We start from the raw sequence: 24,388 nt of genomic DNA on the forward strand, positions 1-24,388 counted from the left end.
GGGGCGCGGGGCAGCGCCCCGTTTCCACCCCTGACCGGTCAGGCGCCAGGGCGCTGGATCACGGCGCAGAGGGTGAGCGGACCCTGCTCCTTGCGCATGAAGGCGCAGGTGACGCGGGCGCCGTCCACCTCGACCGTGCTGTGGCGCTTGTCCTGCGCGCTCGCGCGGGCCTGCCGGGTAGCGTCCCGCAGCCGATCCGGTGCGATCCCCGTGATGGCATGGCCCGCCTGTACGAACAGCGTGTCGTAGGCCTCAGGCGGGGTCTCGCCCTTGTACTGCGCGCCGACGGAGGACGCGTTGGCGCCAGCGCACGAGAGCGTCAGCGATGTCTGCGGCCCGGCCTCGAACCGGGCGAAGTCGGCGCTCCGCTCGGCGACCGTCGCGCTCGTGGCCCGTTGCACCCGGTCGATCAGATCGGTGCAGGAATCCTCCGCCATGGCGGGGGAGGCGGCGAGGGCGAGGAGGAGGGCGAGGGTGCTGCGCATGCATCCGATGTAGGGCAAACCGGCAAATCCCGTCGCCGGTCTGGACTGAGGCGTAGCGCCGCTGCGCTCACGGTTGCCAGGGCTCGGCGGGTTGCGCCTCCGCTTCCTCTGCGCCCTGCGTATCGAGCTGGGCCTGGATCGCGCGCAAAGCCTCCTGGACGCCCTGCCCCGAGGCCGCCGAGAGCACCAGCGGCTTGCCGCCCGCTGCCCGCTTCAGCCGGGCGAGCTGCTGCTTGAGGGTGTCGGCATCGAGCGCGTCCGCCTTCGAGAGGGCAACGATCTCGGGCTTGTCGGACAAGCCCTCGCCGTAGGCCTCCAACTCGCGCCGCACTAGCTTGTAGGCCTTGCCGGCATGCTCGCTCGTGCCCTCCACGAGGTGGAGCAGAACCCGGCAGCGCTCGACATGGGCGAGGAAGCGGTCACCGAGGCCGACGCCCTCATGCGCGCCCTCGATCAGGCCGGGGATGTCGGCGAGCACGAACTCGCGCTCGTCCGAGCGCACCACGCCGAGACCCGGATGGAGGGTGGTGAAGGGATAGTCGGCGATCTTCGGCTTGGCGGCGGTGACGGTCGCCAGGAAGGTCGATTTGCCCGCATTCGGCAAGCCGACGAGGCCGGCATCGGCGATGAGCTTGAGGCGCAGGATCAGCCACATCTCCTGGCCTTCCAGGCCGGGATTGGCGTGGCGCGGCGCCCGGTTCGTGGAGGTGGTGAAGTAGGCATTGCCGAAGCCGCCATTGCCGCCCTTGGCGAGCCGCACCCGCTGGCCGACCTCGGTCATGTCGGCAATCAGCGTCTCGCCGTCCTCGGAGAAGACCTGCGTGCCCGCCGGCACCTGAAGCACCGCGTCGTCGCCCTTGGCGCCGTGGCAGTTCGAGCCCATGCCGTGCTCGCCCTTCTTCGCCTTGAAGTGCTGCCGGTAGCGGTAGTCGATCAGGGTGTTGAGGCCCTGCACGCACTCGATCCAGACATCACCGCCCCGTCCGCCGTCGCCGCCGTTCGGCCCGCCGAACTCGATGAACTTTTCCCGCCGGAACGAGACGCAGCCGGGACCGCCGTCGCCGGAGCGGACGTAGACCTTGGCTTCATCGAGGAATTTCACGGTGCTTCGCCTTGGATTCTGGACCGGGAGGGCCGGTCAGCTTTCTGTGCGACGGCACTGGCCGTCGAGATTGAGGTATTGGATGCTGCGCAGGCCCGCCTCGAACCAGCCGCCGGCATCCGGCTGGCGGCCGTTGGCGCCGCCATCGCCGTAGAGGTTGATCTGGATCGCGCCGTCGGGCGAGCGCAGGGTCGGCGCCTCCCCGTCGCGAGCATAGGTCCAGGTCGGCCGTTCGTCGAACAGGGTCTGAGACCCGTCCGCCTCCCGCTGGAACAGTTGCCCGTACGCGGTTCCGCCACCCGCAGGGCTGGCGAAGTAGAACCCGACCTTCGGAGTGCGGCCGGCGAAATTATAGAACTCGCAGTAGAGCCGGGTTTCGCCCCGAGGTCTCGGGGCCGGCGCCGCCGCGGCTTCGATCGGCGGCGGCGGCACCTCGCGGGTGATCGCGAAGATCAGGCTGCCGAGGGCGATCGCGGTGAGGCCGGCCCCGAGGCCGGCAACCATCCGTGTCCTCATGCCAGGCGGCCTCCCACGGCCGTCCCGCGCCGGTCGAGCCACTCGGCCCGATCGAGCCGGAAGTTGTAGCTCGGCACGACACCGCCCCGCGCCTCGAAGACCGGTGCGGATTCGCCGGTGAGGCGGAATCCGCACTTCTCCAGCACACGGCGCGAGCCAGGATTGCCGATCATCGCCGACGAGGCGAGCGCTCGCTCCCCGGCATAGGCGAAGGTGGCGTCCACCAGCGCCTCGGCCGCCTCGGTCATCAGCCCCTCGCCCCAGAACGGGCGCCCGAGCCAGTAGCCGAGATGCGGTTCGACCGCGTCGGGCCGGTTCTCGACCGAGACGACACCGATCAGGTTCGCGGGCGCCGCCCGCCGGCACAGGGCCATGATCAGCCCCTCCCCGGCCGTGTTCATCGCCCGCGCCTGGATCACGAAGCTTTCGGCCTCGGGCAGCGGAAGCGGGCTCGAAATCCGCGCGGTCATCTCGGCCACGGCCGGATCGCCGGCGAATCGCGAGACGGCCTCGGCGTCGCGGGCCGTGGGCCAGCGCAGCCAGAGCCGGCGCGTCTCGATGCGGAAAACGTCGTCGCGGGTGAGATCGGGGAACATCGTGAGCCGGTCATGCGATGGCGCGCGAAGGCGCCGTCCGGGACGACGAAGGGGGAGGATGGTGCCCCATCCTCCCCCGTGTTCCGATCCGCTCGAAGCTTCGCGTGAAGCCTTCAGCGATCGTCCGCCGGTTCGGTGTGGGACACCGGCGGGACGCTCGCTTCGTCGTCAGCGACAAGCGTCCGCCGTTACTCCGCGGCCTGAGCCAGCGGCACTACGGTTACGAAATCGCGGCCGCGCCGGGTCTCGAACTGCACCTTGCCCGGGACGAGGGCGAACAGGGTGTGGTCCTTGCCCATGCCGACGTTCGTGCCGGGGTGCCACTTCGTGCCGCGCTGGCGCACGATGATGTTGCCCGGAATCACGGCCTCGGAGCCGAACTTCTTGACGCCGAGGCGCCGGCCGGCGGAGTCGCGGCCGTTGCGGGACGAGCCGCCTGCTTTTTTGTGTGCCATGGGATTGCTCCGGAATTCTGCTGGATCTGCGTTCGGACGGGCGGCTGATTACTCAGCGGCGGCCGGGGCGGACTCGGCGGCCGGCTCGGCCTTCCGGGTCTTGCGCGGCTCGGCCTTCGAGGTCTTGCCGCCGGCGCTGATCTCGGTGATGCGCACGACCGTGAAGTCCTGACGGTGACCGCGGCGGCGGCGCGAGTTCTGGCGACGGCGCTTCTTGAAGGCGATGACCTTCCGCGTGCGGCCGTGCTGGACGATCTCGCCCGTGACGCCGATGCCCGACAGGAGCGGGGTGCCGACCTGGGTGGCATCGCCATCGGTGAACAGCAGCACGTCGCCGAAGGTGACGGCGGCGCCGGCCTCACCCTCGAGGGTGGCCACGGTGATGACGTCGTTGGCGGCAACGCGATATTGCTTGCCGCCTGTCTTGATGACTGCGAACATCGTTGTCTCTCGTGTTCTGTGCCGGCCTCCGGCGCCGTGAGGGCCTGGGCCGTCTTCTTGTTCAGGTCATCCGCGCAGGTCAGGCTGGGCCGTGAGCGCACGAACGCGAAACGCGCGGACTTCGTCGAGGAAGCCGCGCGGTGCCGGCCGGATAGTCGGGAGCGGGGCTTCTGTCAAGGCAAGACGAAGACCCGCCTACCGCTTCGTCAGTCCGCCCAGCACATTCCGCAGGATCGCGTCGCCCACCTCCGTGCCGACCTTGCGCGCCATGGAGCGCGCGGCGTTGCCGATGACCTGCTCAGCCAGACTCGGCGGCGGGCGGCGGGTGCGGCCGGTTCCCTTGCCGGCCCCTTTGCCTTTCGGCGCCTCTTCGCCACCGCCGAAGATCCCGCCGAGCCAGCCGCCCAGCATGCCCGAAAGGCCGCCTTCGCTCTGGCCCGCGGCTTCCGCCGGGGCGGAATCGAGGTGCTTGCGCTGGGCCAGCATCTCGTAGGCGCTCTCGTTGTCGATCGCCTCGTCGTATTTTCCGCGCAGGGGACTCTGCCCGATGATCGCGGCGCGTTCGGCCGGCGTCAGCGGCCCCACCCGCCCCTGCGGCGGGGCGATCAGCGCCCGCTCCACGACCGAGGGCGTGCCCTTGGCTTCCAGAAAACTCACCAGCGCCTCGCCGACGGCGAGTTCGGTGATCGCCTTACCGACATCGAAGCCGGGGTTCTGGCGGAAGGTCTCGGCGGCGGCGCGCACGGCGCGCTGGTCACGGGGCGTGAAGGCGCGCAGCGCGTGCTGCACCCGGTTGCCGAGTTGGCCGAGCACCGTTTCCGGCACGTCGAGCGGGTTCTGCGTCACGAAGTAGACGCCGACGCCCTTCGAGCGGATCAGGCGCACCACCTGCTCCACCGCGTCGAGAAGGGCCTTTGGCGCGTCGTTGAACAGCAGGTGCGCCTCGTCGAAGAAGAACACGAGCTTGGGCTTGTCGAGGTCGCCGACCTCGGGAAGCTGCTCGAACAGCTCGGAGAGCATCCACAGCAGGAACGAGGCGTAGAGGCGCGGCCGCTGCATCAGCTTGTCGGCGGCCAGGATGTTGACGAAGCCTCGGCCCTCCCGGTCGGTGCGCATGAAGTCTTCGAGGTTGAGCGCCGGCTCGCCAAGGAATTGGTCGGCGCCCTGATTCTCCAGCACGAGCAGCGCCCGCTGGATCGCGCCGATCGAGGCGCCCGAGACGTTGCCGTAGGTGGCCGACAGCTCCTTGGCGTTCTCCGACAGGAAGGTGAGGAGCGCGCGCAGATCCTTCAGGTCGATCAGCGGCCATTGGTTCTCGTCGGCGACGCGGAAGGCGATGTTGAGCACGCCCTCTTGGATGTCGTTGAGTTCGAGCAGGCGGGCGAGCAGGAGCGGGCCCATCTCGGTGACGGTGCAGCGGATCGGGTGGCCCTGCTCGCCGAACACGTCCCAGAACACCGTCGGGAAGCGGTCGGGCTCGTAAGCGATCCCGAGTTCTTCCGCCCGCTTGACGAAATGCGGCTTGGCCTCGCCCGCGGCCGCCAATCCGGAAAGATCGCCCTTGATGTCGGCGGCGAAGACCGGGACGCCCGCGTTGGAAAAGCCCTCCGCCAGCACCTGCAGCGTCACGGTCTTGCCGGTGCCGGTGGCGCCCGCCACGAGGCCGTGGCGGTTGGCCAGCCGCAGGCTCAGCACCTCGGGCTTCGGTCGCGGCCCCGTGCTCCGGCCGACCAGAATCGTCCCCTCGCCCGCTGTCATGCCGTCCTCGTCCGATCCGTCGCCGTTGTGCAGGTGTTGTGACCGACAGGGTATGGCGCCCCGCCCGCCCGATCCAGGGCCGGGACATCGGCAACCCTTGATTTCGCCGTCGCCGCATCGGACAGACACGCATCTGCTAAGGAGGAAGCGTTTCATGGAAGAATTGATTGCCCGTGTGACCAACCGGACCGGGCTCGACGCGGGGACCGCCAAGACCGCGATCGGACACATCCTCGCTTTCCTGCAGAAGGAAGGGCCGGCCACCGAAGTGGGCCAGTTGATGGCCGCGCTTCCGGGTTCCGAGACCGCGATCGCCGAGGCCAATGCCGGCGAGGGCGGCGGCGGGCTGATGGGCATGCTCGGCGGCATGATGGGCGGCGGCGTGATGGCGCTCGGCCAGAAGCTGATCTCGGCCGGCGTGCCGATGAACCAGATGCAGCCGCTCGGCCAGGAACTCTTCGCCTACGGCCGCGAGAAGGCCGGTGAGGACGTCATGGGTCCGATCGTCGGCTCGATCCCGGGCCTGAACCAGTTCGTCTGAGACGGTAGGATCTTGCCCTAAACCCCTGTGATCGTTAGCCGGTTTTCATTCGCCGGCTACCATGGGCACTTCGCGCGAAGCCTGGCAAGGGCTTCGCGCAAGTCTCTGTCAAGGCACGAAGATCTCCGTCATAAAAGCGTGCGGCCTTCGTGATGTTGTCGCCGCGCAAGAGGACGCATCGCGCGGCCTCCCGCGACGGGATCGTGTCGATCATGCTGCCGAATTTTTCCCCGCGCGAGGCCACGGCCGCGTGGAAGGCCGGCTGGGAGACCAAGGTTCAGGCGCCCTTCGCCCGCTTCCGCCAGACCTTCGAGGGCGGCGACCTCGCCCTGCCCGGCGGTGCGCCGATCCTGCTGAAGAACCGGGCCAAGCGCCTTCTGCTCGAACCGGGGCTCGACCCCAGCCTCGGCCGGATCGGGGCGCTCGAAGTGCGGCTCGCCACCACCAAGTCCGAGATCCGCCGGGCGCAGCGCCTGCGCTACCGCGTGTTCTATGAGGAGATGTCGGCAGTGCCGACCGGCATGGCCGCGCTCAAGCGCCGCGATGTCGATGCCTACGACGCGATCTGCGACCACCTCCTCGTCATCGACCACGCGGCGACCGAGGCGAAGCCCTTCCGCAAGGCCCGGCCGAAGGTGGTCGGCACCTACCGGCTGCTGCGCCAGGACCGGGCGGAGGCGCATTTCGGCTTCTACTCCTCGGGCGAGTACGACCTCGCGCCGCTGCTGGAGCGCCATCCGGGCAAGCGCTTCCTCGAACTCGGCCGCTCCTGCGTGCTGAAGCCCTACCGCACCAAGCGCACCGTCGAACTCCTGTGGCATGGCATCTGGGCCTATGTGCAGCACCACCGCATCGACGCGATGCTCGGCTGCGCCAGCCTGGAGGGCACCGATCCCGAGCGTCTGGCGCTGCCCTTGAGCTTCCTCCACCACCATGCCCGCGCCCCTGAGGCGTGGCGAGCCCGCGCCCTGCCGGAGCGCTACGTCGCGATGGACCGGCTGGCGAAGGAGGCGGTCGATCCGAAGGCCGCGCTGATGGCGCTGCCGCCGCTGGTGAAGGGCTATCTCCGGGTCGGAGCGACCTTCGGCGACGGCGCGGTGGTGGACCGCCAGTTCGGCACCACCGACGTGCTCGTGGTGCTGCCGGTCTCAGGCATCGCCGCGCGCTACATCGGCCATTTCGGCGCGGGTGCGGATCGGCACGCCGCCTGACCGCGCCGGGTTGCGGGGCGGGGTGATGCCGGTTCAGGCCGAGCGCCCCGCAACCCTCGCGCGTCGTTCGAAGGTCATGCCCGCCGTCTCCGCTCATCCCTCCGATCGCGACCGCCTCGGTGCGATGACGGCCGCGATCACCTGCGTGGCGGTGGTGGGCACGGGGCTCGGCCTGTCGATCCCGCTCTTGTCGCTGGAAATGGAGCGGATGGGCGCGTCGAGCGTCGTCATCGGCCTCAACACGGCGGTGGCGGGGTTCGCGGCGATTCTCACCGTGCCGTTCGTGCCGCGGCTCGCCGCGCGGGTCGGGGTGGTGCGCCTGCTGATCCTGGCGATCGTGCTCGGCGGGCTGTGCCTCTCGGCCTTCAAGCTCTTCCCGAACCTCATCCTGTGGTTTCCCCTCCGCTTCGTCTTCTCGACGACGATGGGCGTGCTGTTCGTGCTCTCCGAGTACTGGATCAACGACGCGGCGCCGCCCGAGCGGCGCGGGCTGGTGATGGGGATCTACGCCACGGTCCTGGCCATCGGCTTCGCCATCGGGCCGACCCTGCTGACGCTGCTCGGCACCGACGGATTCGCGCCGTATCTCGCCGGCTCGGCCCTGTTCTTCCTCGGCCTCACCCCGCTGGTGCTAGCCCGAAACCTCTCGCCAGATCTCGGGCACGACGAGGGGGCCGGCATCCTGACCTACCTGCGCCTCGCGCCGCTCGCCGTGCTGGCCGCCGCCCTCTACGGCGCGGTGGAGGCGGGCGCCTTCGCCATCCTGCCCCTCTACGGCCTCCGCATCGGCCTCGACGCGACGATCTCCGCCGCTCTGGTCAGTGCGGTGGCGCTCGGCAACGTGCTGTTCCAGATCCCCGTCGGCCTCCTCGCCGACCGGGTGGACCGGCGCCTCGTCCTCCTCGGCGCGAGCCTCGCCGGGGCGCTCGGGGCGGCCCTGATCCCGGCGGCCTCCGCCTCGTTGCCGCTGCTCTCCGCCCTGCTCTTCGTCTGGGGCGGGATCGTCGGCACGCTCTACACGGTGGGGCTCGCCCATCTCGGAGCCACCTTGCGCGGGCCGGATCTGGCCGGCGCCAACGCCGCCTTCGTGATGCTCTACAATGCCGGGCTGATGCTCGGACCCCCGCTCATCGGCGGCGGCATGGACCTCCAGCCGCCGCAGGGCTTCGCCGTGGCCCTCAGCCTGCTCTTCGCGCTCTACGCCGTGCCGGTGGTCCGGGGTCTCGTTCGCGGACGCGGGGGCTGACGATCGGTTGCGACGGGGCACGGAACGCCGCCGCCGCGGTGCTCGTTATCTCGTCGAAGCTGCACCGTTGCCCGTCCTCGCGACGTGAAGGAACCCGACCCATGAGCCTCATCGGACGCCTCGTCACCAAGCTCCTCGGCACCGACGACCGCGTCGTCGCCCGCGACGACCGCAACGCCGGATCGAGCTCCCCGATCGGCCGTCTCGTCACCAAGCTCCTGCGCAAGTAGAGCGATTTCCGACGCAATGGACGCCGGTTCGGCGAAAGAAAGCGCGTTGAAACAAAGACCTAGAGACGCCGGCCTGATGAAATGGGGTCGGATACGGCTCTAGGTCTCGCTGCCAGGGCGCGAGCCAAGGGCCGGCGGCTCGAAAGGGCCGCGCGGCCCTTTTTCATGCCGATTTCTCGCCGGTTGTCGGGATCGCCGCATGGGATTGCAACCCTGGGGACCGGCCTGTGGGGTGGCCAATGCGGGATGGGGTCTTTATGCCCCTGGCGTTTCTTGGTCTCGAATCCTCACAGGTAAAGGCTCGGGTTCCCGCCCCGGTTCACGTCACCGGACCGCGCGACTCGATCTGCAATCATGTCCATATTGTACGAAGGTGCCCCGGCCGCCCCATCCCCGGCGGTCGACGTCGAAGCGAGCCGCGGCTTGCCGACCTACATCGTCGGCCAGGATGGTCAGGGCCATTGGGTCGCCCTGGAAAGCCAAGGCCTCGGCGGCGGCTATTTCCGCAGCCGCGAGGCAGCGTTCCAGTACGCGGTCGGCGAGACCGGACGCCGTGCGGGCGCGGTGCGCCTCAGCGCCGAGCCGCTGCGCATCGCCCTGTGACGCTGGCGGCTGGCGGCGTTCAGCGCGCCGCCACCGCCTCCCGCACCACGTTCTTGACCAGCGGCGCCGCCGGCACGCTCGGCTGCCAGAACTGACCCGTGCGCCCGGCCTCGTAGCCGAACTGGTAGAGGCTGCGCATGTAGGCGGTGTCGAAGCCGCGCGCCGTCGTGGTCTGCGGCGCGCGCTCGTCGATATAGGTCAGATTGAAGCCCATCCCGTTGCGGCGGGCGAACACGTCGGTGGCCACCAGCGTCGCCCGCGAGCGGGCGCGACTGGCGGTGGTGAAGGACTTCTCGACGATCGACAGGGTGTTGTTCTTGGTCACCTCGAATTCCGGTTCGAGGCGGCCGTTGATGACCACGTAGATGTCGGCCTTGCCCGCGCTGCGGAAGCGCCCGTCGCGCACCAGGAAGGATTGCGGGAGGGTGAAGACCGGCGTCACCACCGAGCCATCCACATGCATTTCCTGGAAGGCGCGGCCCTCCGCCTGCACATCGAGAAGCTGGGGCGGGAACACCGCCGGGATGCTCGCCGAGGCGGTGAGCACGTCGGTGAACAAGGACACCGCGTTGGGCGCGCCGCTCGCGGCGATGGCGCCCATGTTCCAGATCACGGCGCGCTGCGTGTCGAGATTCGTCGTCACCACGAGCAGGCGGCGGCCCTTGGCGTGCTCCTCCGCCACGGCCTGCAGCAGCTCGGGCGTGACGTAGCGGGCGATCAGGTTGCGCAGCCGCCCGTCGCCGAACAGGCCGGAGCCGAACAGCACGTTGGCGATGCTCGGGCTCTGCACCAGCGAGTCGGCGATGCCGCTGGTGTAGATATCGGTGAGGTAGGGGTCGTAGGCGGGCCCGAGGAAGGCGAAGGGCGCGATCAGAGCACCGGTCGAGACGCCAGAGACGATGGTGAATTCCGGCCGCTTGCCCGAGGCGGTCCAGCCGTTGAGCACGCCCGCGCCGTAGGCGCCGTCACCCCCGCCGCCCGAGAGCGCGAGATAGGTGAAGGCCTGACGCTTCTTCTGCGGGCCGGCGGCCATCGCCACGAAATCGGCGGCGCCGGCATCGGCATAGGCCCGCACCCCGACCATCCCCGGCACGGTCGCGGCTTCCGCCTCGCTCTCCGTGTAGTTCGTCCGCGGCAAGGAAGAGCAGGCCGCTGCCTGCCCGGCAACCGCCGCGGCAAGGAGAAGGCGCGACCAGCGGAAACCTTTTGGCATCGACATGACCCGAACAAGCCCGATGGAACAGGGCAAGCTTACACGAAACGAGCTTGGCCGTATTGCGTTCCCGCACACGCGTGTTGCGCTCAAACGCCGGCTGATGCCGTGTTGCCACAACGTGAGCGAGCGTAGTCGCGCAGGTTCGCCTCTCGAGGTCCCCTGTTGCACGGGTTCGCTTGCGCCGGACTGTTGTGGCGGGCCGGCTTGGTCTGCCACAGGGCGGCGTGCCTCAGAGCCGCATTCGACCCCATTGCATCCGTTCGGCCTCTCTCGATCTTTGCTTTGACGCGCTTTCTTTCGCCGAACCGGCGTCCATTGCGTCGGAAAGCGCTCTCATCTCTCGAATTTGTCATATGTTCGCGCCGTGCCAGCACGTTAGGATCCCACCAATGTCCGGAGCCGAGCACGACACCCCGACTGCCTCCTGCGCCCACGTTGCGGGCGGGCGGCGCCCATGCTGAGCGGGTCGGCGATCCTCAGGGTTCTCCTCCTGATCCTGGCGGCAGCGGGCTTGGCCTGGATCATCCAGTCGGTCTGGCTGCACGGCCCGGATTCGGAGGCCGCCGCGACGGTGACGCCCGGACGGCCATCGGGCGCTGCATCCGCGCCTCCGCCCGTGCCGGTGCGCGTGGTGAAGCCGGCCGAGCCGTCACCGGAGCCGCCCCGACCGGTCGCCGAGGCGCCGCCTCCCGCCCTACCTGCATCGCCGCCGGCCGATCCCGCGCCGTCACCCGCCCCCGTCGCGCGGACGGCGCCGCCCGAGTCCGATCCGGCGGCCGAGGCGGAGGAGAACGCCCCACCGGCCGTGGTCTCCTTGATCGACCTCAACACCGCCTCTCTCGCCGAGCTGAACAGCCTGAAGGGCGGCGGTGCGATCGGCCGGACGATCGTCCAGCACCGTCCCTACGCCTCCGTCGATCAGCTTCTCAGCAAACGCGTCCTCAACCGCGCCACCTACCAGCGCATCAAGGATCAGGTCTCGGTGCGGTGACCGGGTTGCCGTGAGGTCGCCGCCGAAGGGCGCATGCGGTTCGTGAAAAAACCGCCGACCGAGAGACAACCAAGCGACAAGTGCGCTTTGAAGAAACCGGCGGATCGCTTTTCCGACCACTGGACCCTGCATCCAACCCTGGCACAGCGCGCGCCGAGGCCCTAAACAGGGCAGACGATCCCGAAAAAAGGCCGAGGCGGCTCCATGCAAACGACATCCGGCGCACCGATCCTCCGCCAGGATCTGGGCGTCGAGGAGACGGCGGAATCCGATAACATCGTCCGTTGGGACGGTGAGCGGCTCTACGTCGAGCAGGATATCTACCACAACGGCCAGCTCGTGCATCGCAAGTACCGGCGCACCATCACCGAGCCGGTCGCTCGCGCTCTGCAAACGATCCTCAAGCGCTCGCAGCAATGAGGGCGGCGGCGCTCGGCCTGCTCGCGGTGCTGGCCGCCGCGCTGTCCATGCCCCTCGCCGTCTCGCCCGCGGCGGCGCAGGTGCGGGTGACCTTCGTCGCACCCGAGCGCTACACCGATGCCCAGAACCGCTTCGGTTCGGGCCTGTCGCCGCGGGTCGTGCTGGCCGAGATGCGCCGCCTGTTCGAGACGCTCGGCAATCAAGTTCTGGCGCCGGGCCAGACCTTGGACATCGCGGTGCTCGACATCGACCTCGCCGGGCTCGATCAGCCGAGCTTCGGCGCGGCCCAGGGCGTGCGGGTGGTGACCGACATCACCCCGCCCCGTTTCCGCCTGCGCTACGCCCTGAAGGAGCGTGGCCGCAGGCTGCTGGCGGCGGAGGAAGTCGTCAGCGACATCAACTTCCTGCTGCGCGCCAACCGCCTCTCGTCCGGGCAGACCTTCTTCTACGAGCGCGAGGTGCTGCGGGACTGGTTCCAGGCGCGCTTCGTGCAACGCCGCCCGCCGCCGGGCTGATCCCGCTTTCGTCACACGCCCGACGCCCGAGCCTGTCATCCCCGCGCCGTCGGGATGCGGGGGAACGCCGGGAGACATGCGGATCGTCCTCGTCGCCAACGCCGCGTCGGGCGCCTTCGCCGAGGGCCTGACGCCGGATGCGATTCGCGCGCGGCTGAGGACGGCGGGCCTCGACCTCCTCCCTGAGTCGGACGACAGCCTGCCCCTGCCCGAGCGCCTGCGGGCGGCCCTGCGCATCGAAGGCGTCACGGCCGTGGCGGTGGCGGGCGGGGACGGCACGCTCAACTGCGCGGCCGGCATGCTGGCGGGCAGCGGCGTGGCGCTCGGCATCCTGCCTCTCGGCACCATGAACCTGCTAGCCAAGGATCTCGGCATTCCGCTCGACCTCGACGGGGCCATCGCGGTGCTCGCGGCAGGGCAGACCCGCGCCGTCGATGTCGGCCGCGTCAACGGACACGTCTTCCTCATCAACTCGGTGCTCGGCATGCCCGCCCGCATGGTCCGCCACCGCGAGGCCTTTCGCGGGCGGCGTCTCGGCATCCCGGCGCTGCTACGGCTCTCGGCAGCGGTGCTGCGCCATCTCGGACCCTATCCGCGCCTCTCGGCGGTGCTCTCGGCCGGCGGGCGGCGGACACGGTTGCGCGTGCGCCTGCTCGCGGTGGTCAACAACGATTACGCGGAGGGGCCGGGAAAGATTCTGGAACGGAGCCAGGTCGATGGCGGTGAGTTGACGCTTTACATCGCCCGCCGGCTTTCGCCGTGGCGCCTCGCGCGGTTGGCGCTCGGGTTCGGGCTCGGTCGCTGGCGCGATGAGCCGGGCCTGGAGCGCCGTGCCGCGGCCCGCTTCGTCGTCTCCGCCCGGAGGCGCGCGTTACGGGTGATGAATGATGGAGAGGTTCGCTTGATCGCCCCGCCCCTGCGCTACCGCCTGATGCCCCGTGCCCTCACCGTGATCGTGCCGGAGCCGGTCCGGTGAGACGGGTCGCCCACATTTCCGACCTGCATTTCGGACGCACCGATCCGGCGGTGGTCGAGGCGCTCGTGGCCGAGCTGAACCGCGATCCGCCGGATCTGATCGTGGCATCCGGCGACTTCACCATGCGGGCGCGGCGCAAGGAATACGTCGCGGCGCGCGCCTTCCTCGACCGGCTGACCGCGCCCTGGATCGCGGTCCCGGGCAACCACGACATCGCCTATTTCAAGCTCCTGACCCGCTTCTTCCATCCGTTCGGTCGCTACCGCCGCTTCATCGCGAAGGACACCGAACCGACCTTTCTCGACGACGAGATCGCGGTGGTCTGCCTCAACACGGTGCGGACCTGGGCGCCGGAGACGGATTGGTCTCAAGGGAAGATCACCCGGGCGCAGATCGCCCGCACCGAGGAGCGGCTGGCGGCGCTGCCGGATCACGTCTTCCGGATCGTGGTCGGCCACCATCCGTTCATGCCGCCGCCCTGGGACGCGGAGGCCCGCCTCGTCGGGCGCGCCGACGAGGCGCTCGACGCCTTCCGCCGCCACAATGTCGGGCTGACGCTCGCCGGCCATCTCCACCGCCACTATTCCCGCTTCGCCGAGGCGCCGGAGACCGGCACCGAACCCGACTTGGTGAGCGTGGATCGGGGCATGGCGCGGGCGGGCGGTGCGCGGCTGCTCGCCGTGCAGGCGGGCTCGGCCACTTCGACGCGGCTGCGCGGCAACGAGCCCAACGCCTACAATCGCATCGTTATCGAGGACGGGCGGGCCACCGTCACCGTGCGGGTCTGGACCGGGTCGGCCTTCGAGGACGTGCGGGAGGACGGGTCCGTGCCCGCTCCGACGGAGGCGCAGGCGGGCGAGGCGGAGCCGGCCGGGCGCTGAGCGCCCGGCCTCCCCGCCCCCAGGGTTCAGGACAAAGCCGTCTGCCGCGTGCGCTTGCCCGCAAGGCTGACGGCGAAGGCCACCGCGAGGTTGAGGGCAAGTGCCACCACGCCGATGTTGAGATCCTGTACCGGCCCCGGCAGGCCGGGGAAGAGCTTGGCCAGCGTGTAGCCGCCGAGCACGGTCACCGCCACCGCGGCCACTCCCGCCAGGATGCCGGCCATCGCCCCCGCCCGCGTGAGCGGGTTGTGGGTCCACAGGCTGAAGAAGAAGGCCGGGAAGAGCTGCGTGACGACCGCGTAGCCGATCAGCAGGAGCTGCACGATGGTCTCACCGCCGTAAAGGGTGAAGCCGACGCAGGCGATCGCCAGCAGCGGCGCGATCCCCTTGGCGAGCTTACCCGTGGTGGCGTCGGTCGCGTTGCGCGCCAGCGGCCGGTAGAGGTTCTGCGCGATGAGCGTCGAACCCGCGATCAGGATCATCGAACCCGGCACCAGGGCGGTCAGCACGCCTGTGGCGCCGATGACGCCGACGAACCAGGGCGGGAAGGTCTGGAGCGCGATCCTGAACAGCGAGAGATCGACGTCCGGCCCGGTCAGCCCCGGCACCTGCAGCACGGCCGCGAACCCGGCGAAGAACACGAACAGCAGCATGAGCTGGTAGAGCGGCAGGAACACCGCGTTGCGCCGGAACGTGCGTGCATCGCTCGCGGTGTAGATCGAGGCGAAGATGTGCGGGAACATCCAGCCGCCGAGCGCCGTGAGCAGCGTGGTCGAGGCGAACCACGTCGCGCTCTGGCCCCGGTCCGGCAGCGCGAGGAAGCCGGGCTTGGCCGTATCGATGGCCTCGAACATCGGGCCGATGCCGCCGTAGTAGTGATACGGCAAGTAGATCCCCAAAAAGATCACCACGAACAGGATCATGAAATCCTTGAGCACGGCAGTCCAGGCCGAGCCGCGCACGCCGGAGACCATCACGTAGACGGTCAGCACCGCCGCGCCGATCCAGATCGCCAGCGTCTGCGAGATCGCGCCGTAGGAGGCGGTGGCGACGATGATGCCGAGCCCCTTGAGCTGGAGCACCATGTAGGGGACGAGCGCCACGATCCCGACCAGCGCGACCAGGATGCCGAGGCTGCGGCTGTCGTAGCGCGCGGCGAAATAATCGGGCTGCGAGAACAGGTTGCGCTCCTTGGCGAAGCGCCAGGCCGGCGGCAGGATCCAGTAGGAGATGACATAGATCAGCGTCAGGTAGCAGAGGATGTAGTAGGTCGGCCCGCCCTTGCCGTAGGCCCAGCCCGAGCCGCCGAGGAAGGTGAAGGTGGTGTAGATCTCGCCTGCCATCAGCAGGAAGACGAGCAGCGTGCCGAAGCCGCGCTTGCCCACGCTCCACTGCTCCATGTCCATGTCGTGGCCCGACCGCGCCCGCAGGCCGAGGCCGAGCGCCACCACGACGGCGAGCGCGATGATCGCAAGGGCGGCGTTCATGGCCCCTCCTCCGGTTCCCGGTTGGCGGGATCGGTGAGGTAGATAAGCCCCATGATCGCCGAGGTCGCCACGGTGCAGCCGACGAGCCACGCCAGCAGCAGCGGCATGCCGAGCACCATGGGCTCGACCCGGTTGAGGAAGAACGGCCCGGCCAGCATCCCCAGGGCGGGCAAGGCCGCAAGCCATCGAAGCTGCTTCATCGCCGGGCCCTCCCCGGTGATAGCTTGCGGAAATCTCGTCTCGCTCGGGTCATGCGCTCCCCATCCTTGGCCTCGGGAGCATGAGGCAGAATTCGCACCAGCGCGAGAGCTGCCGCGCGGGTCGGCGCCGACTTTCCCCCCTCAAGCGGACCGCAGACCGCCGCTCAAGCGGCCTCCTGTCAAGCTGCCTCCTCCTGGCGGCGGTCAAGCAGAGCCGGCAGGGCGCGCAGGTTCAGCGGCTTGGGCAGGAAGCCGTCGAAGCCGGCCGCGGAGGCCGCGTCGACATCCTCGCGGCCGGTATTGGCGGTGAGTGCCACGAGGTGGAGCGGGGTCGCGCCGGTCTCGGCCTCGCGGGCGCGGATGCGGCGGGCGGTCTCCAGGCCGTCGAGGCCGGGCATGCGGATGTCGATCAGCGCGAGGTCGAACGGCCCATGCCCTTCCGCCGCCGCCAGAGCCTCGAGCCCGTCGCGGGCGTGGATCACCTGTGCGCCGAGCCGCTCCAGCGCCTTGGTGGCGAGCAGCGCGTTGATCGGGTTGTCCTCTGCCAGCAGCACCCGGCGCCCCGGCGCGGCGGTCTTGGTGGGTGCGGTCTTGCCCGATGCAGTCTTGCCCAATGCAGTCTTGGCCGGACCGGGCTGGGCCGTCGCGTCGGCCGGGCTGCGGGCCGGAGCGGGCCGCGGCTCCAGCAAGCGGTCGAACAGCGAGCGGGCGCGCACCGGCTTGATCAGGTAGCTGTCGAAGCCCGCCGCGTTCGGGGCTCCGAACTCCCGCCGGTCGAAGGGCGAGAGCAGGATCAGGCTGCAGCGCACGCCGCTCCGGGCGGCCTCGGCCGCGAGCCGCCGCACGGCGGCGTCGCCGAGGCTGCGGTCGGCGATGAGCGCGTCGAAGGCCACGCCCGATAGCGCATCGAGGCCGGCTTCCGCGCTGTTCACGACCACCGCCGCCGCCCCGGAGCGGCTGAGCCGCCGGGCCAGGAACGGCGCCTGATACGGCGAGGCCGCCACGATCAGCACCTTTCGCGGCGCGAGGCTCGGTGTCTCGGAGCTCGGTGTCTCGGGGCTCATGGCGCCCTCCGCCGCCGGCAGCGGCAGCATGACCCGGAAGGTCGAGCCGCGCCCCACCGTCGAGCGCGCCTCGATCGTGCCGTTCATGCGCTCCACGAGGCGGCGGGTGATGGCCAGACCGAGGCCGGTGCCCTCGTGGCTCGCGCTGTCGTCGCCCTGCTCGAACTCCTCGAACAGGATCGGGATGCGCTCCTCCGGAATGCCCGGCCCGGTATCCTCGACCGTGAGGACGAGCCCTTCCCCCTGCCCCTCCCCCGACCGTGCGAGGCTGACGCCGACGCCGCCCGTCTGCGTGAACTTGATGGCATTGCCGGCCAGATTCACGAGGATCTGCCGCACCCGGTCGGCATCGCCCACGCGCAGGGCGGCGAGGTCGTCGGCGATGTCGAGGGCGATTTCCAAGCCCTTGTCCTGCGCACGTGGCGCCAGCAGCTCGACCACGCCCTCGACCAGGGCGGCGACGTCGAAGGGCTCGGCGGCCAGATCGAGGCGGCCGGCCTCGATCCGGGAGAAGTCGAGGATGCCGTCGACAAGGCCGAGCAGCGCCTTGCCGCTGGTGCGGAACGCCTCGACATAGGTGCGCTGTTCGGGGTCGAGCCGGGTGTCGAGCAGCAGGTCGGCCATGCCGAGAATGCCGTTCAACGGCGTGCGCAGCTCGTGGCTGACGGTGGCGAGGAAGCGGGATTTGGCGACGTTGGCGGCCTCCGCCCGGCTCTTCGCCTCGTCGAGGACACGCGCCGCCTCGACGCGCGCGGTGACGTCCTGGCCGGCCCGCAGCCAGTTCGGACCGTCAACGCTGCCGGAGACCGGCATCTCGATGAAGGAGAACCAGCGCGGCAGGCCGTCCACCGGCACCAGACGCTCCTCGACCACCCGCACGCCGTCGGCGCGCTGCTCGCTCGCGCCGCGCTCGATCACCTGCGGGCTCAGAGTCGAGCCGATCAGCTCCAGCGGCTTCATGCCGAGCAGCGCGGCAAACCCCGCGCTGGCGAAGGTGATCCGTCCCTGCCCGTCCCGTTGAACCACGGCCTCGGTCGTGGCCTCGACCAGCACCCGGTAGCGCTCCTCGCTCTCGGCGATCTGCCAGAGCCGGTCCTGGAGCGCCTCCGTCATGTCGGATTCCGGCACGACCGGCTCGCGGCGGCGGAGCGACACCAGGATCAGCGCCAGCATCGCGGCGGCGATGCTCAGGCCCATCACGCTCACCGCAAGGGTCATCGGTTCCACGTCGGTCCCCCAAAGTCCGGCCGAGGCCGGAAGCCGGCTCGTCAGGGGAGCGACAGTGCCAGCCGCGCGTGAAGCGGCGCTTGAGAAAGAAGCTTAAGGGGGGATGAGCGGGACCGGTGATTTTTCGGCGATCCAGTGCCGCAGGGATTCCCCCTCTCCCCGCGTACGGGGAGAGGGGATGCTCGGACCCCGCCTCACACCTCCGGAAACCGCCTCAGCAGCGCGTCGCCGTTGAGCCGGAGGGCGGCGCCGACCTCGGCCAGGGCCGCGTGCTCCTCGCGGCCGATGCCCTCGTGATCGGCCACATCGGCGGCGATGAGGAAGACGTTGCGGCGCTGCTCCTCCGGCCGCTCGGCGATCGCGCCGATCCGCACGAGGTTCTCCGCGCGGCCGGCCCGGGTGCGGGCGCGGCCGAGCCCCTCGTAGAGCGCGTGTTCGAGCGTCAGGCTGTCGTAGCCCTTCTCGATGATCGGGTTCGCCCGGATGCCGGCGAGCGCCGTCTCGAATTCCTCGGTCATCAGCTCGCCGTCGGCGACCGCGACGTTGGCGCAGGCCGAGACCGCCGCCTGCATCAGCGTCTCGTCGCCGGCATAGGCCTTGAGGGTGGTGCGGAAGCGCTCGACCGCGTCGTGAAGAAGGCCCATGGCGTGAACGAAACCCTGCCCGATAAACCCTGTCTCAGAGCCCCGACAACGGGGATGCCGGTCAAACGATCCGCGCGCTGTCCCGCACCCGCGCCTCGGCGGCCTCGATCGCCTCCGGCGTGCCGACATGCAGCCATTGCCCGTCGAGGCGCAGGCCCTGGAGCCGGTTGCGTTTGATCGCCCGGTCGAACAGCAGGGTCAGGGAGAACGGCCCCTCCGGCGTGTCGGCGAACAGCTCCGGCTTCAGGATCGCCACGCCGGCATAGATGAAGGGCGCGACCTCGCGCTCGCCGCGCCAGCTGAGCCGGCCGTCGGAGTCCATGTAGAAGTCGCCCGCCCCGTCGTAACCGAGGCTCGTCGCGGTCGGGGCGACCAGGAGCAGGATGTCCGTCGTGTCGGGATCCCAGGCTTCGATCAGCCGGCCGAGATTGGGCCGCGGCCCCTCCAGCCAGAACGAATCCGAGTTGAACACCACGAAGGGCTCACCCTCGAAGTGGTCGAGCGCCTTCTTCACGCCGCCGCCGGTCTCCAACAGCGCGTCCCGCTCGTCGGAGACGACGATGGCCGGCGCGCCGGTGCGGTGGGAGAGATGGCCCTCCATCAGGTCGGCGAGCCAGTGGACGTTGACCACCGCCGTCTCGATGCCGCCCGCCGCCGCCCGGTCCAGGGCGTGGTCGATCAGCGCCTTGCCGGCGACCTCGACGAGGGGCTTCGGCACCGTCGCGGTGATCGGGCGCATACGCTTGCCCAGGCCCGCCGCGAGCACGAAGGCGCGGGTGACGTTTTTGGGGGTGGGTTCAGCGCTCATGCCGCCTCGGCCGGTCCGTTTGAAAAGAAGCGTTCAGGACGCGGCGGGATCGGCGTCCGGCCGCGGGGCGACGAGGCTCGGCAGGTGAGTCTCGTGCCACGCCCGCACCGCGGCCAGCGCCGGATGGGCGAGGTTGCGCGCGAGATAGCCCTCGATCCGCGGCAGGTGGGCGAGATAGCCCGGCTTGCCGTCGCGCTTGTCGAGCCGGGCGAAGATGCCGAGGATCTTGGTGGCGCGCTGGGCCGCCAGCACCGCGTAGGCGCGGGCGAAGGCCTGCATGTCGAAGCCGATATCCCGGCCGCGGCGCTCCCGGATGTAGAGGCCGAGGAGCCGCAGCTCGAAATCGGCGCTGGCATCGACCCGCGCGTCCTGGAGCAGCGAGGCGACGTCGTAGGCCGGATGCCCCATCACCGCGTCCTGGAAGTCGATGACTCCGACCCGCTCCAGCCCGGTCCGCTCGGGGAGCCAGATCAGGTTGGGCGAGTGGTAGTCGCGCAGGGTCCAGGTGGCGGGCTCGGCGATCAGATCTTTCAGCGCATCGGTCCACAGGTCGCGGAAGGTGCTGCGCGCCTCCGGCGACAGGGTCGTGCCGCGGATCGCGGGGGCGTACCACTCGGGCAGCAGCTCTGCCTCGAACAGCAGGGCTTCGAGGTCGTAGGGCGGAATGACGTGGTCGATCCCCTCGCTCACCGGCACGGCGCTGGGCAGATCCGTGGCGTGGAGCTTGGCCAGCAGCCGGACGGCTTCCGCGTAGCGCTCGGGGCGCGGCGTGCCGTTCTCGGTCACCGGCTCGGCGCCGAGATCCTCCAGGATCAGCAGGCCGGCCTCGAGGTTCTCGCCCAGGATCTTCGGCGCGGAGAAGCCGATCGCGCGCAGCGCCCGGTCCATGCCGACGAAGGCGTGGACGCTCTCGGCGAGCTTGACCACGGCGCTGTAGGGCTTACCGTCCTTCACCGGCGGCCCGTCCGGGCGGGGCGGCGAGATCATCAGCACGGCGGTCTCGCCACTCGGCTTCACCAGCCGCTCGTAGGCGCGCGACGAGGCATCGCCCTGCATCAGCACCCGGTCGGCCTCGTCCCATCCGCTGCGGGCGAGCAGGGCCCGGACGGCGCGGGCGCGTGCCACCCGCTCGCGCATCTCGGGCGTGCCGTCGATCCGCACGAGGCGGGCCTCCTCGCCGAACTCGGCCCGCAGTGACAGCTCGACGGTGAGCGTCGGGTTGTCGCGCGCGCCCAGGCGCTCGGGCCACTCGACCAGGGTGATCGCGGTCTCCGACAGTTCGTCGAAGCCGAGTTCCACGAGCTCGTCCGGGCCGCGCAGGCGGTAGAGGTCGGCGTGGATCACCGCGCCGCCGGAGCGGGTCTCGTAGGGCTGGATCAGGGTGAAGGTCGGGCTCGGCACTTCGAGCCGCGGGTCGCCGGCCAACTCGCGGATCATCGCGCGGGCGAGCGTGGTCTTGCCCGCGCCGAGCCCGCCGGACAGGGCGACAAGGTCGCCGGGCCGGAGGATGCCGGCGAGGAAGGCGGCCATGTCCTCGGTTGCGCCCTCCTCGGGCAGCAACACCTCCCAGGCCGCGCGACGCGGCGCCGCTGGTGTTTGGACCTCGCCCTGCGACGGGCCGGGCTGCGGGCTTCCCGCCATGCCGTCCGGATCCTCGCTCACCGCCCCAATCCTCCGCAACACCGCGAACGGCCACCCCGATCAGGGTGAAGCCTTCGCCCTTCTAGAGCCGTATCCGACCGGATTGCATCCGGCCGGCGTCTCTAGCCCCTTGTCTCGACGCGCCTTCTTTCGACGAACCGGTGGTCACGTCGTCGGAAGGCGCTCTAGCAGGGGATGTTTAACCGTTTTTGGCGGCCTCGGTGAGCCCTGCCCCCCGGCGGCGGCCAACCGCATCCCGATCCCGTGAGCGCCCGGTCCTACTCGGCGGCCTCGGCGAGCCCGCCATTGCCCGGCGGCGGCTCGACCGGGAACAGGCAGGTGACGCGGGTGCCCGTGCCGGCTGCCGAGTGGATCTCGACCCGTCCGCCGTGCAGCTCGACGAAGGAGCGCACGATCGAGAGGCCGAGGCCGACACCGCGATGCTTGGTGCCCAGCGTGTTGCTCTCGAACCGGTCGAACACCCGGTCGATGACCTCGGGCGCGATGCCGCGGCCGCGATCGGTCACCGTCAGCCGCAGCTCCCGCCCCTCGCGCCGCGCCTCGACGCGGACCTGCTGGCCGGGCGCGGAGAAGCCGACCGCGTTGGAGAGCAGGTTGAACAGGATCTGACGCACCCGCTTGCCGTCGGCGAACACGCTGCCGACACCCTCCGGCACGTCGAGGTCGAGGCCGATATCGGATTCCGCCAGCCGGTCCTCGATGCCGCGGACGGCGGCTTCCACGGTGGCGCGCACGTCGATCGTCTCGCGCTGGAGTTCGAGCGAGCCGGCATCGATCGAGGCGAGGTCGAGGATGTCGTTGATGATGACGAGCAGCGCGGCCGACGAGCGCATGATGTGCTCGGAATATTCGCGCTGGCGCTCGTTCAGGGCGCCGACGGTCTCGTCGCCGAGAAGCTGGGTGAAGCCGATGATGTTGGTCAGCGGCGAGCGCAGCTCGTAGGAGACGTGGTGGACGAAGGTGTCGCGCAGTTGTGAGGCGCGCTCCAGGGCGTCGTTCTTCTCGGTCAGCGCCCGCTCCACATTGGCGCTCGCGGTGACGTCGATGAAGGTCAGCAGCGTCGCGCCGAGCGGCAGCGGCTGCGAGGAGCAATCGAGCACCGTGCCGTCGTTGATGTCGAGGCGGCAGCCATGGCCGCTGCGAGTCTCGGACAGGCCGGTGACCGATTGGCGGATGCCGGCCCAGGGGCTCTGGTCCGGCGTCAGCGCCCGGCAGGCGGCGATCACCGCATCGACATGCGGCTTGCCCGCCAGCGTCGCCGGGTCGAGGCGCCAGGTCGCGGCGAAGGCGCGGTTGGCCACCGTGAGGCGCCCGTCGGCGCCGAACACCGCCACCGGCTCCTTGAGGGCTTCCAGGGTCTCGGCCTGCTCCTTCATCAGCGCGTCGTAGCGCGAGGCGAGCTTCATGCTCTCCGAGACGTCGTGGTAGAGATAGGTCAGGCCGCCCTGCGGGTTGGGGTCGGCGACGACGCGCAGCGTCCGCCCGTCGGGCAGGTACCAGGGCGTGTCGGTGGGCTCGACCGCGCGGTAGGCGGCCAGGACATCGGTCTTCCACGAACGGAAATCGGCCTGCTCGGGCAGTTTGCGCGCGGCGCGCAGGCGGTCGAGGATTTCGCCGTCGAGCGGGCGGCCTTCGAGGAAGGCCGGGTCGAGATCCCACAGGCGCTGGTAGGCGGCGTTGTGGAAGATCAGGCGCTGGCGCGCGTCGAACATCGCGACCGCGGTCGGCAATTGGTCGAGGGTGCGGACGTTGGCATCCATCTGCCGCTGCAGGTCGGCCCGCACGCTCTCCAGCTCCGAGACATCGACGGCGATGCCGACCCGGCCGGCTTCCAGCGTGCTCTCGCTGACATCGAGGGTGCGGCGCGCACCCGCCACCACCGCCGAGAGGCGCAAGGCCTGCGCGGGGAGGCCCGGCCGACGCGCCTGCCGGACGATCTGTTCGCGGGCGCTCCGGTCGAGCAGTTCGAGGCCGTGGCTCAGGGCGGCCTCGCGGCTCGGGGCCTCCACGGCGGCGGCGTAGGCCGCGTTGACGAAGGCGAGCGCCCCGTCCGGGCTCCGGTGCCAGATCGGCTGCGGCAGCGCGTCGAGCAGGCCCGCCAGCGCGGACAGGCCGCGCTTGGCCTCCTCCAGCGTGTGGCGCAGCTCGATCAGCTCACGGCGCTCGTCGGTGGTCTCGCGCAGGCGCAGCAGCGCCCGCCCGCCGACCGCCTGGCCCTGTGCCTCGATGTAGCGCCCGGCGAGACTGCGCAGGTTCATCCGGAAGCCGGTGCCGCGCTCGCGCAGCGTCGCGACGGCGGAGTCGAGCAACTGCGCGTCCTGCGGCGCGAGCCACGTGCCGAAGGCGAGCAGATGCCGGGAGCCGCCCTGAAGCCCGCGCGAATCCTGGCCGCGGAGATCCTGATTTCGAAGATCCTGATTTCGAAGATCCTGGGCAAAGCCCGCATCGCCGACGATCGACGGCTCGCCGCGCCCGGCCCAGGCGACGAGAACCTGACGCTCGGAATGGAGCAGCATCTCCGCCCGGTCGTGCGCGCCGCGCAGATGAGCGAGTTCGTCTTGAAGCGCGCGCTCCTTGCGCGTCCAGCCGACGCGCTCGCGCAGGTAGACCAGCGACAGGATGGTCGCGAACAGGATCAGGCCGAGGACGACGGCGAGGCCGGCAACGTTGTGCGTCTGCATCGCTCCCAGCATCGGCCTCGCTTCGATGGACGGAGCGCCCTCGGCGAGTGCCGCGACCGGTGCCGCGACGACGAGGACGCCGACGCGCGACAGGGCGCGCGCCGCCCGTTCCAGACCCATGTCCCGCCCCCACCCCAAACCCGGCACACTCCGCAGGCCGTTGGGCCCACGCCTGGAAAGCTCCCGGACCGCACCGGGCAAACACCCGCTGCCGCGACCGGCTTGCCGCCGCCGCGCGGGCACCTGCTTCCGAAGATTCGCGCCACTGTAACGCGGGGTCGATTCCGCCTGGAAGCGCCATTATGGCCCGGAACCCGTCGGCCCTGCATTCCGGCGCCACACAGCACCCAAAAGCCACACCACCGAAATCGGGACTTGACGAATTTCTAAGACTTTCAGGGCGCCGGGCCGCGGCCGGAATCTGACTTCGCG

At 70.2% G+C, this 24,388-nt stretch carries 24 protein-coding genes and 1 pseudogene; 10 read left to right on the forward strand and 15 right to left on the reverse strand.

Annotated features, from left to right (window positions below; translation table 11 throughout):
- Positions 1-38: 38 nt before the first annotated feature.
- The 7 genes and pseudogenes from OVA30_RS18595 to OVA30_RS18625 all read right to left on the reverse strand — a co-directional run bounded on the left by OVA30_RS18595 (position 39) and on the right by OVA30_RS18625 (position 5,353).
- The gene (locus OVA30_RS18595) at positions 39-485 is read right to left on the reverse strand and encodes a hypothetical protein (RefSeq protein WP_042509031.1); all 447 of its coding nucleotides are present in this window, start codon (positions 483-485) and stop codon (positions 39-41) included.
- Between the two features lie 67 nt (positions 486-552).
- Positions 553-1,587, reverse strand: coding sequence for a GTPase ObgE (gene obgE, locus OVA30_RS18600; protein WP_268176339.1), 1,035 nt, complete (start codon positions 1,585-1,587; stop codon positions 553-555).
- A 36-nt stretch (positions 1,588-1,623) separates the two neighbouring features.
- Positions 1,624-2,103: a hypothetical protein gene (locus tag OVA30_RS18605; RefSeq protein ID WP_265224180.1), complete on the reverse strand. Its 480-nt coding sequence runs from the start codon at positions 2,101-2,103 to the stop codon at positions 1,624-1,626.
- A complete protein-coding gene (locus tag OVA30_RS18610) occupies positions 2,100-2,699 on the reverse strand; it encodes a GNAT family N-acetyltransferase (protein ID WP_268176340.1) in 600 nt (199 codons plus the stop codon). Before OVA30_RS18610 ends, OVA30_RS18605 begins: the two co-directional genes overlap by 4 nt.
- Positions 2,700-2,887: 188 nt before the next feature.
- The gene (gene rpmA / locus OVA30_RS18615; RefSeq protein WP_003603089.1) at positions 2,888-3,154 is read right to left on the reverse strand and encodes a 50S ribosomal protein L27; all 267 of its coding nucleotides are present in this window, start codon (positions 3,152-3,154) and stop codon (positions 2,888-2,890) included.
- A 132-nt stretch (positions 3,155-3,286) separates the two neighbouring features.
- Positions 3,287-3,595: pseudogene (gene rplU / locus OVA30_RS18620) on the reverse strand (50S ribosomal protein L21); the annotation flags it as partial.
- Positions 3,596-3,790: 195 nt separating this feature from the next.
- Positions 3,791-5,353, reverse strand: a complete 1,563-nt coding sequence (locus tag OVA30_RS18625; RefSeq protein WP_268176341.1) for a helicase HerA-like domain-containing protein — start codon at positions 5,351-5,353, stop codon at positions 3,791-3,793.
- Between the two features lie 154 nt (positions 5,354-5,507).
- Between OVA30_RS18625 and OVA30_RS18630 the strand changes: the two genes are divergently transcribed.
- From OVA30_RS18630 to OVA30_RS18650, 5 genes are all read left to right on the forward strand, one after another.
- On the forward strand, positions 5,508-5,894 hold the full coding sequence (locus tag OVA30_RS18630) for a DUF2267 domain-containing protein (RefSeq protein ID WP_003603094.1): 387 nt from the start codon (positions 5,508-5,510) through the stop codon (positions 5,892-5,894).
- 212 nt (positions 5,895-6,106) lie between these two features.
- Positions 6,107-7,105, forward strand: a complete 999-nt coding sequence (locus OVA30_RS18635) for a GNAT family N-acetyltransferase (RefSeq protein ID WP_268177513.1) — start codon at positions 6,107-6,109, stop codon at positions 7,103-7,105.
- A gap of 76 nt (positions 7,106-7,181) precedes the next feature.
- On the forward strand, positions 7,182-8,351 hold the full coding sequence (locus OVA30_RS18640; protein ID WP_268176342.1) for an MFS transporter: 1,170 nt from the start codon (positions 7,182-7,184) through the stop codon (positions 8,349-8,351).
- A gap of 101 nt (positions 8,352-8,452) precedes the next feature.
- Complete coding sequence (locus OVA30_RS18645) at positions 8,453-8,581, forward strand: hypothetical protein (protein WP_003603100.1); 129 nt, start codon at positions 8,453-8,455, stop codon at positions 8,579-8,581.
- Between the two features lie 354 nt (positions 8,582-8,935).
- Positions 8,936-9,184 carry a hypothetical protein gene (locus OVA30_RS18650; protein WP_268176343.1) on the forward strand — a complete coding sequence of 83 codons (249 nt, stop codon included), beginning with the start codon at positions 8,936-8,938 and terminating at the stop codon, positions 9,182-9,184.
- Between the two features lie 19 nt (positions 9,185-9,203).
- Here OVA30_RS18650 and OVA30_RS18655 read toward each other — a convergent pair whose 3' ends face one another.
- Entirely contained in the window at positions 9,204-10,397 is a 1,194-nt protein-coding gene (locus tag OVA30_RS18655) for a patatin-like phospholipase family protein (protein ID WP_015952617.1), read from the reverse strand.
- A gap of 457 nt (positions 10,398-10,854) precedes the next feature.
- On the opposite strand from OVA30_RS18655, the gene OVA30_RS18660 reads away from it, so the two are divergent.
- The 5 genes from OVA30_RS18660 to OVA30_RS18680 all read left to right on the forward strand — a co-directional run bounded on the left by OVA30_RS18660 (position 10,855) and on the right by OVA30_RS18680 (position 14,183).
- The gene (locus OVA30_RS18660) at positions 10,855-11,391 is read left to right on the forward strand and encodes a ComEA family DNA-binding protein (protein WP_268176344.1); all 537 of its coding nucleotides are present in this window, start codon (positions 10,855-10,857) and stop codon (positions 11,389-11,391) included.
- A gap of 204 nt (positions 11,392-11,595) precedes the next feature.
- Positions 11,596-11,811 (forward strand): hypothetical protein, encoded by a 216-nt coding sequence (locus tag OVA30_RS18665; RefSeq protein WP_003606358.1) that lies wholly within the window; start codon positions 11,596-11,598, stop codon positions 11,809-11,811.
- The gene (locus OVA30_RS18670; RefSeq protein ID WP_268176345.1) at positions 11,808-12,326 is read left to right on the forward strand and encodes a DUF3016 domain-containing protein; all 519 of its coding nucleotides are present in this window, start codon (positions 11,808-11,810) and stop codon (positions 12,324-12,326) included. Before OVA30_RS18665 ends, OVA30_RS18670 begins: the two co-directional genes overlap by 4 nt.
- Before the next feature lie 76 nt (positions 12,327-12,402).
- Entirely contained in the window at positions 12,403-13,302 is a 900-nt protein-coding gene (locus OVA30_RS18675) for a diacylglycerol/lipid kinase family protein (protein ID WP_268176346.1), read from the forward strand.
- Positions 13,299-14,183, forward strand: a complete 885-nt coding sequence (locus OVA30_RS18680) for a metallophosphoesterase family protein (protein WP_003606354.1) — start codon at positions 13,299-13,301, stop codon at positions 14,181-14,183. The genes OVA30_RS18675 and OVA30_RS18680 overlap by 4 nt, the downstream gene beginning before the upstream one ends.
- 26 nt (positions 14,184-14,209) lie before the next feature.
- Here OVA30_RS18680 and OVA30_RS18685 read toward each other — a convergent pair whose 3' ends face one another.
- From OVA30_RS18685 to OVA30_RS18715, 7 genes are all read right to left on the reverse strand, one after another.
- Positions 14,210-15,670, reverse strand: coding sequence for a sodium:solute symporter family protein (locus OVA30_RS18685; RefSeq protein ID WP_147016299.1), 1,461 nt, complete (start codon positions 15,668-15,670; stop codon positions 14,210-14,212).
- The gene (locus tag OVA30_RS18690; RefSeq protein ID WP_003606352.1) at positions 15,667-15,870 is read right to left on the reverse strand and encodes a DUF3311 domain-containing protein; all 204 of its coding nucleotides are present in this window, start codon (positions 15,868-15,870) and stop codon (positions 15,667-15,669) included. The genes OVA30_RS18685 and OVA30_RS18690 overlap by 4 nt, the downstream gene beginning before the upstream one ends.
- A gap of 179 nt (positions 15,871-16,049) precedes the next feature.
- Positions 16,050-18,152, reverse strand: coding sequence for an ATP-binding protein (locus tag OVA30_RS18695; RefSeq protein ID WP_268176347.1), 2,103 nt, complete (start codon positions 18,150-18,152; stop codon positions 16,050-16,052).
- A 203-nt stretch (positions 18,153-18,355) separates the two neighbouring features.
- Positions 18,356-18,805 carry a tellurite resistance TerB family protein gene (locus tag OVA30_RS18700; protein ID WP_268176348.1) on the reverse strand — a complete coding sequence of 150 codons (450 nt, stop codon included), beginning with the start codon at positions 18,803-18,805 and terminating at the stop codon, positions 18,356-18,358.
- A 61-nt stretch (positions 18,806-18,866) separates the two neighbouring features.
- Positions 18,867-19,613 carry a nucleotidyltransferase family protein gene (locus OVA30_RS18705; protein ID WP_268176349.1) on the reverse strand — a complete coding sequence of 249 codons (747 nt, stop codon included), beginning with the start codon at positions 19,611-19,613 and terminating at the stop codon, positions 18,867-18,869.
- A 33-nt stretch (positions 19,614-19,646) separates the two neighbouring features.
- The gene (gene tsaE / locus OVA30_RS18710) at positions 19,647-21,275 is read right to left on the reverse strand and encodes a tRNA (adenosine(37)-N6)-threonylcarbamoyltransferase complex ATPase subunit type 1 TsaE (RefSeq protein ID WP_268176350.1); all 1,629 of its coding nucleotides are present in this window, start codon (positions 21,273-21,275) and stop codon (positions 19,647-19,649) included.
- A 257-nt stretch (positions 21,276-21,532) separates the two neighbouring features.
- Positions 21,533-24,076 (reverse strand): sensor histidine kinase, encoded by a 2,544-nt coding sequence (locus OVA30_RS18715; RefSeq protein WP_268176351.1) that lies wholly within the window; start codon positions 24,074-24,076, stop codon positions 21,533-21,535.
- Between the last annotated feature and the right edge of the window lie 312 nt (positions 24,077-24,388).

This window comes from Methylorubrum sp. SL192, assembly GCF_026672325.1.
In the GTDB taxonomy this organism is placed as follows: domain Bacteria; phylum Pseudomonadota; class Alphaproteobacteria; order Rhizobiales; family Beijerinckiaceae; genus Methylobacterium; species Methylobacterium extorquens.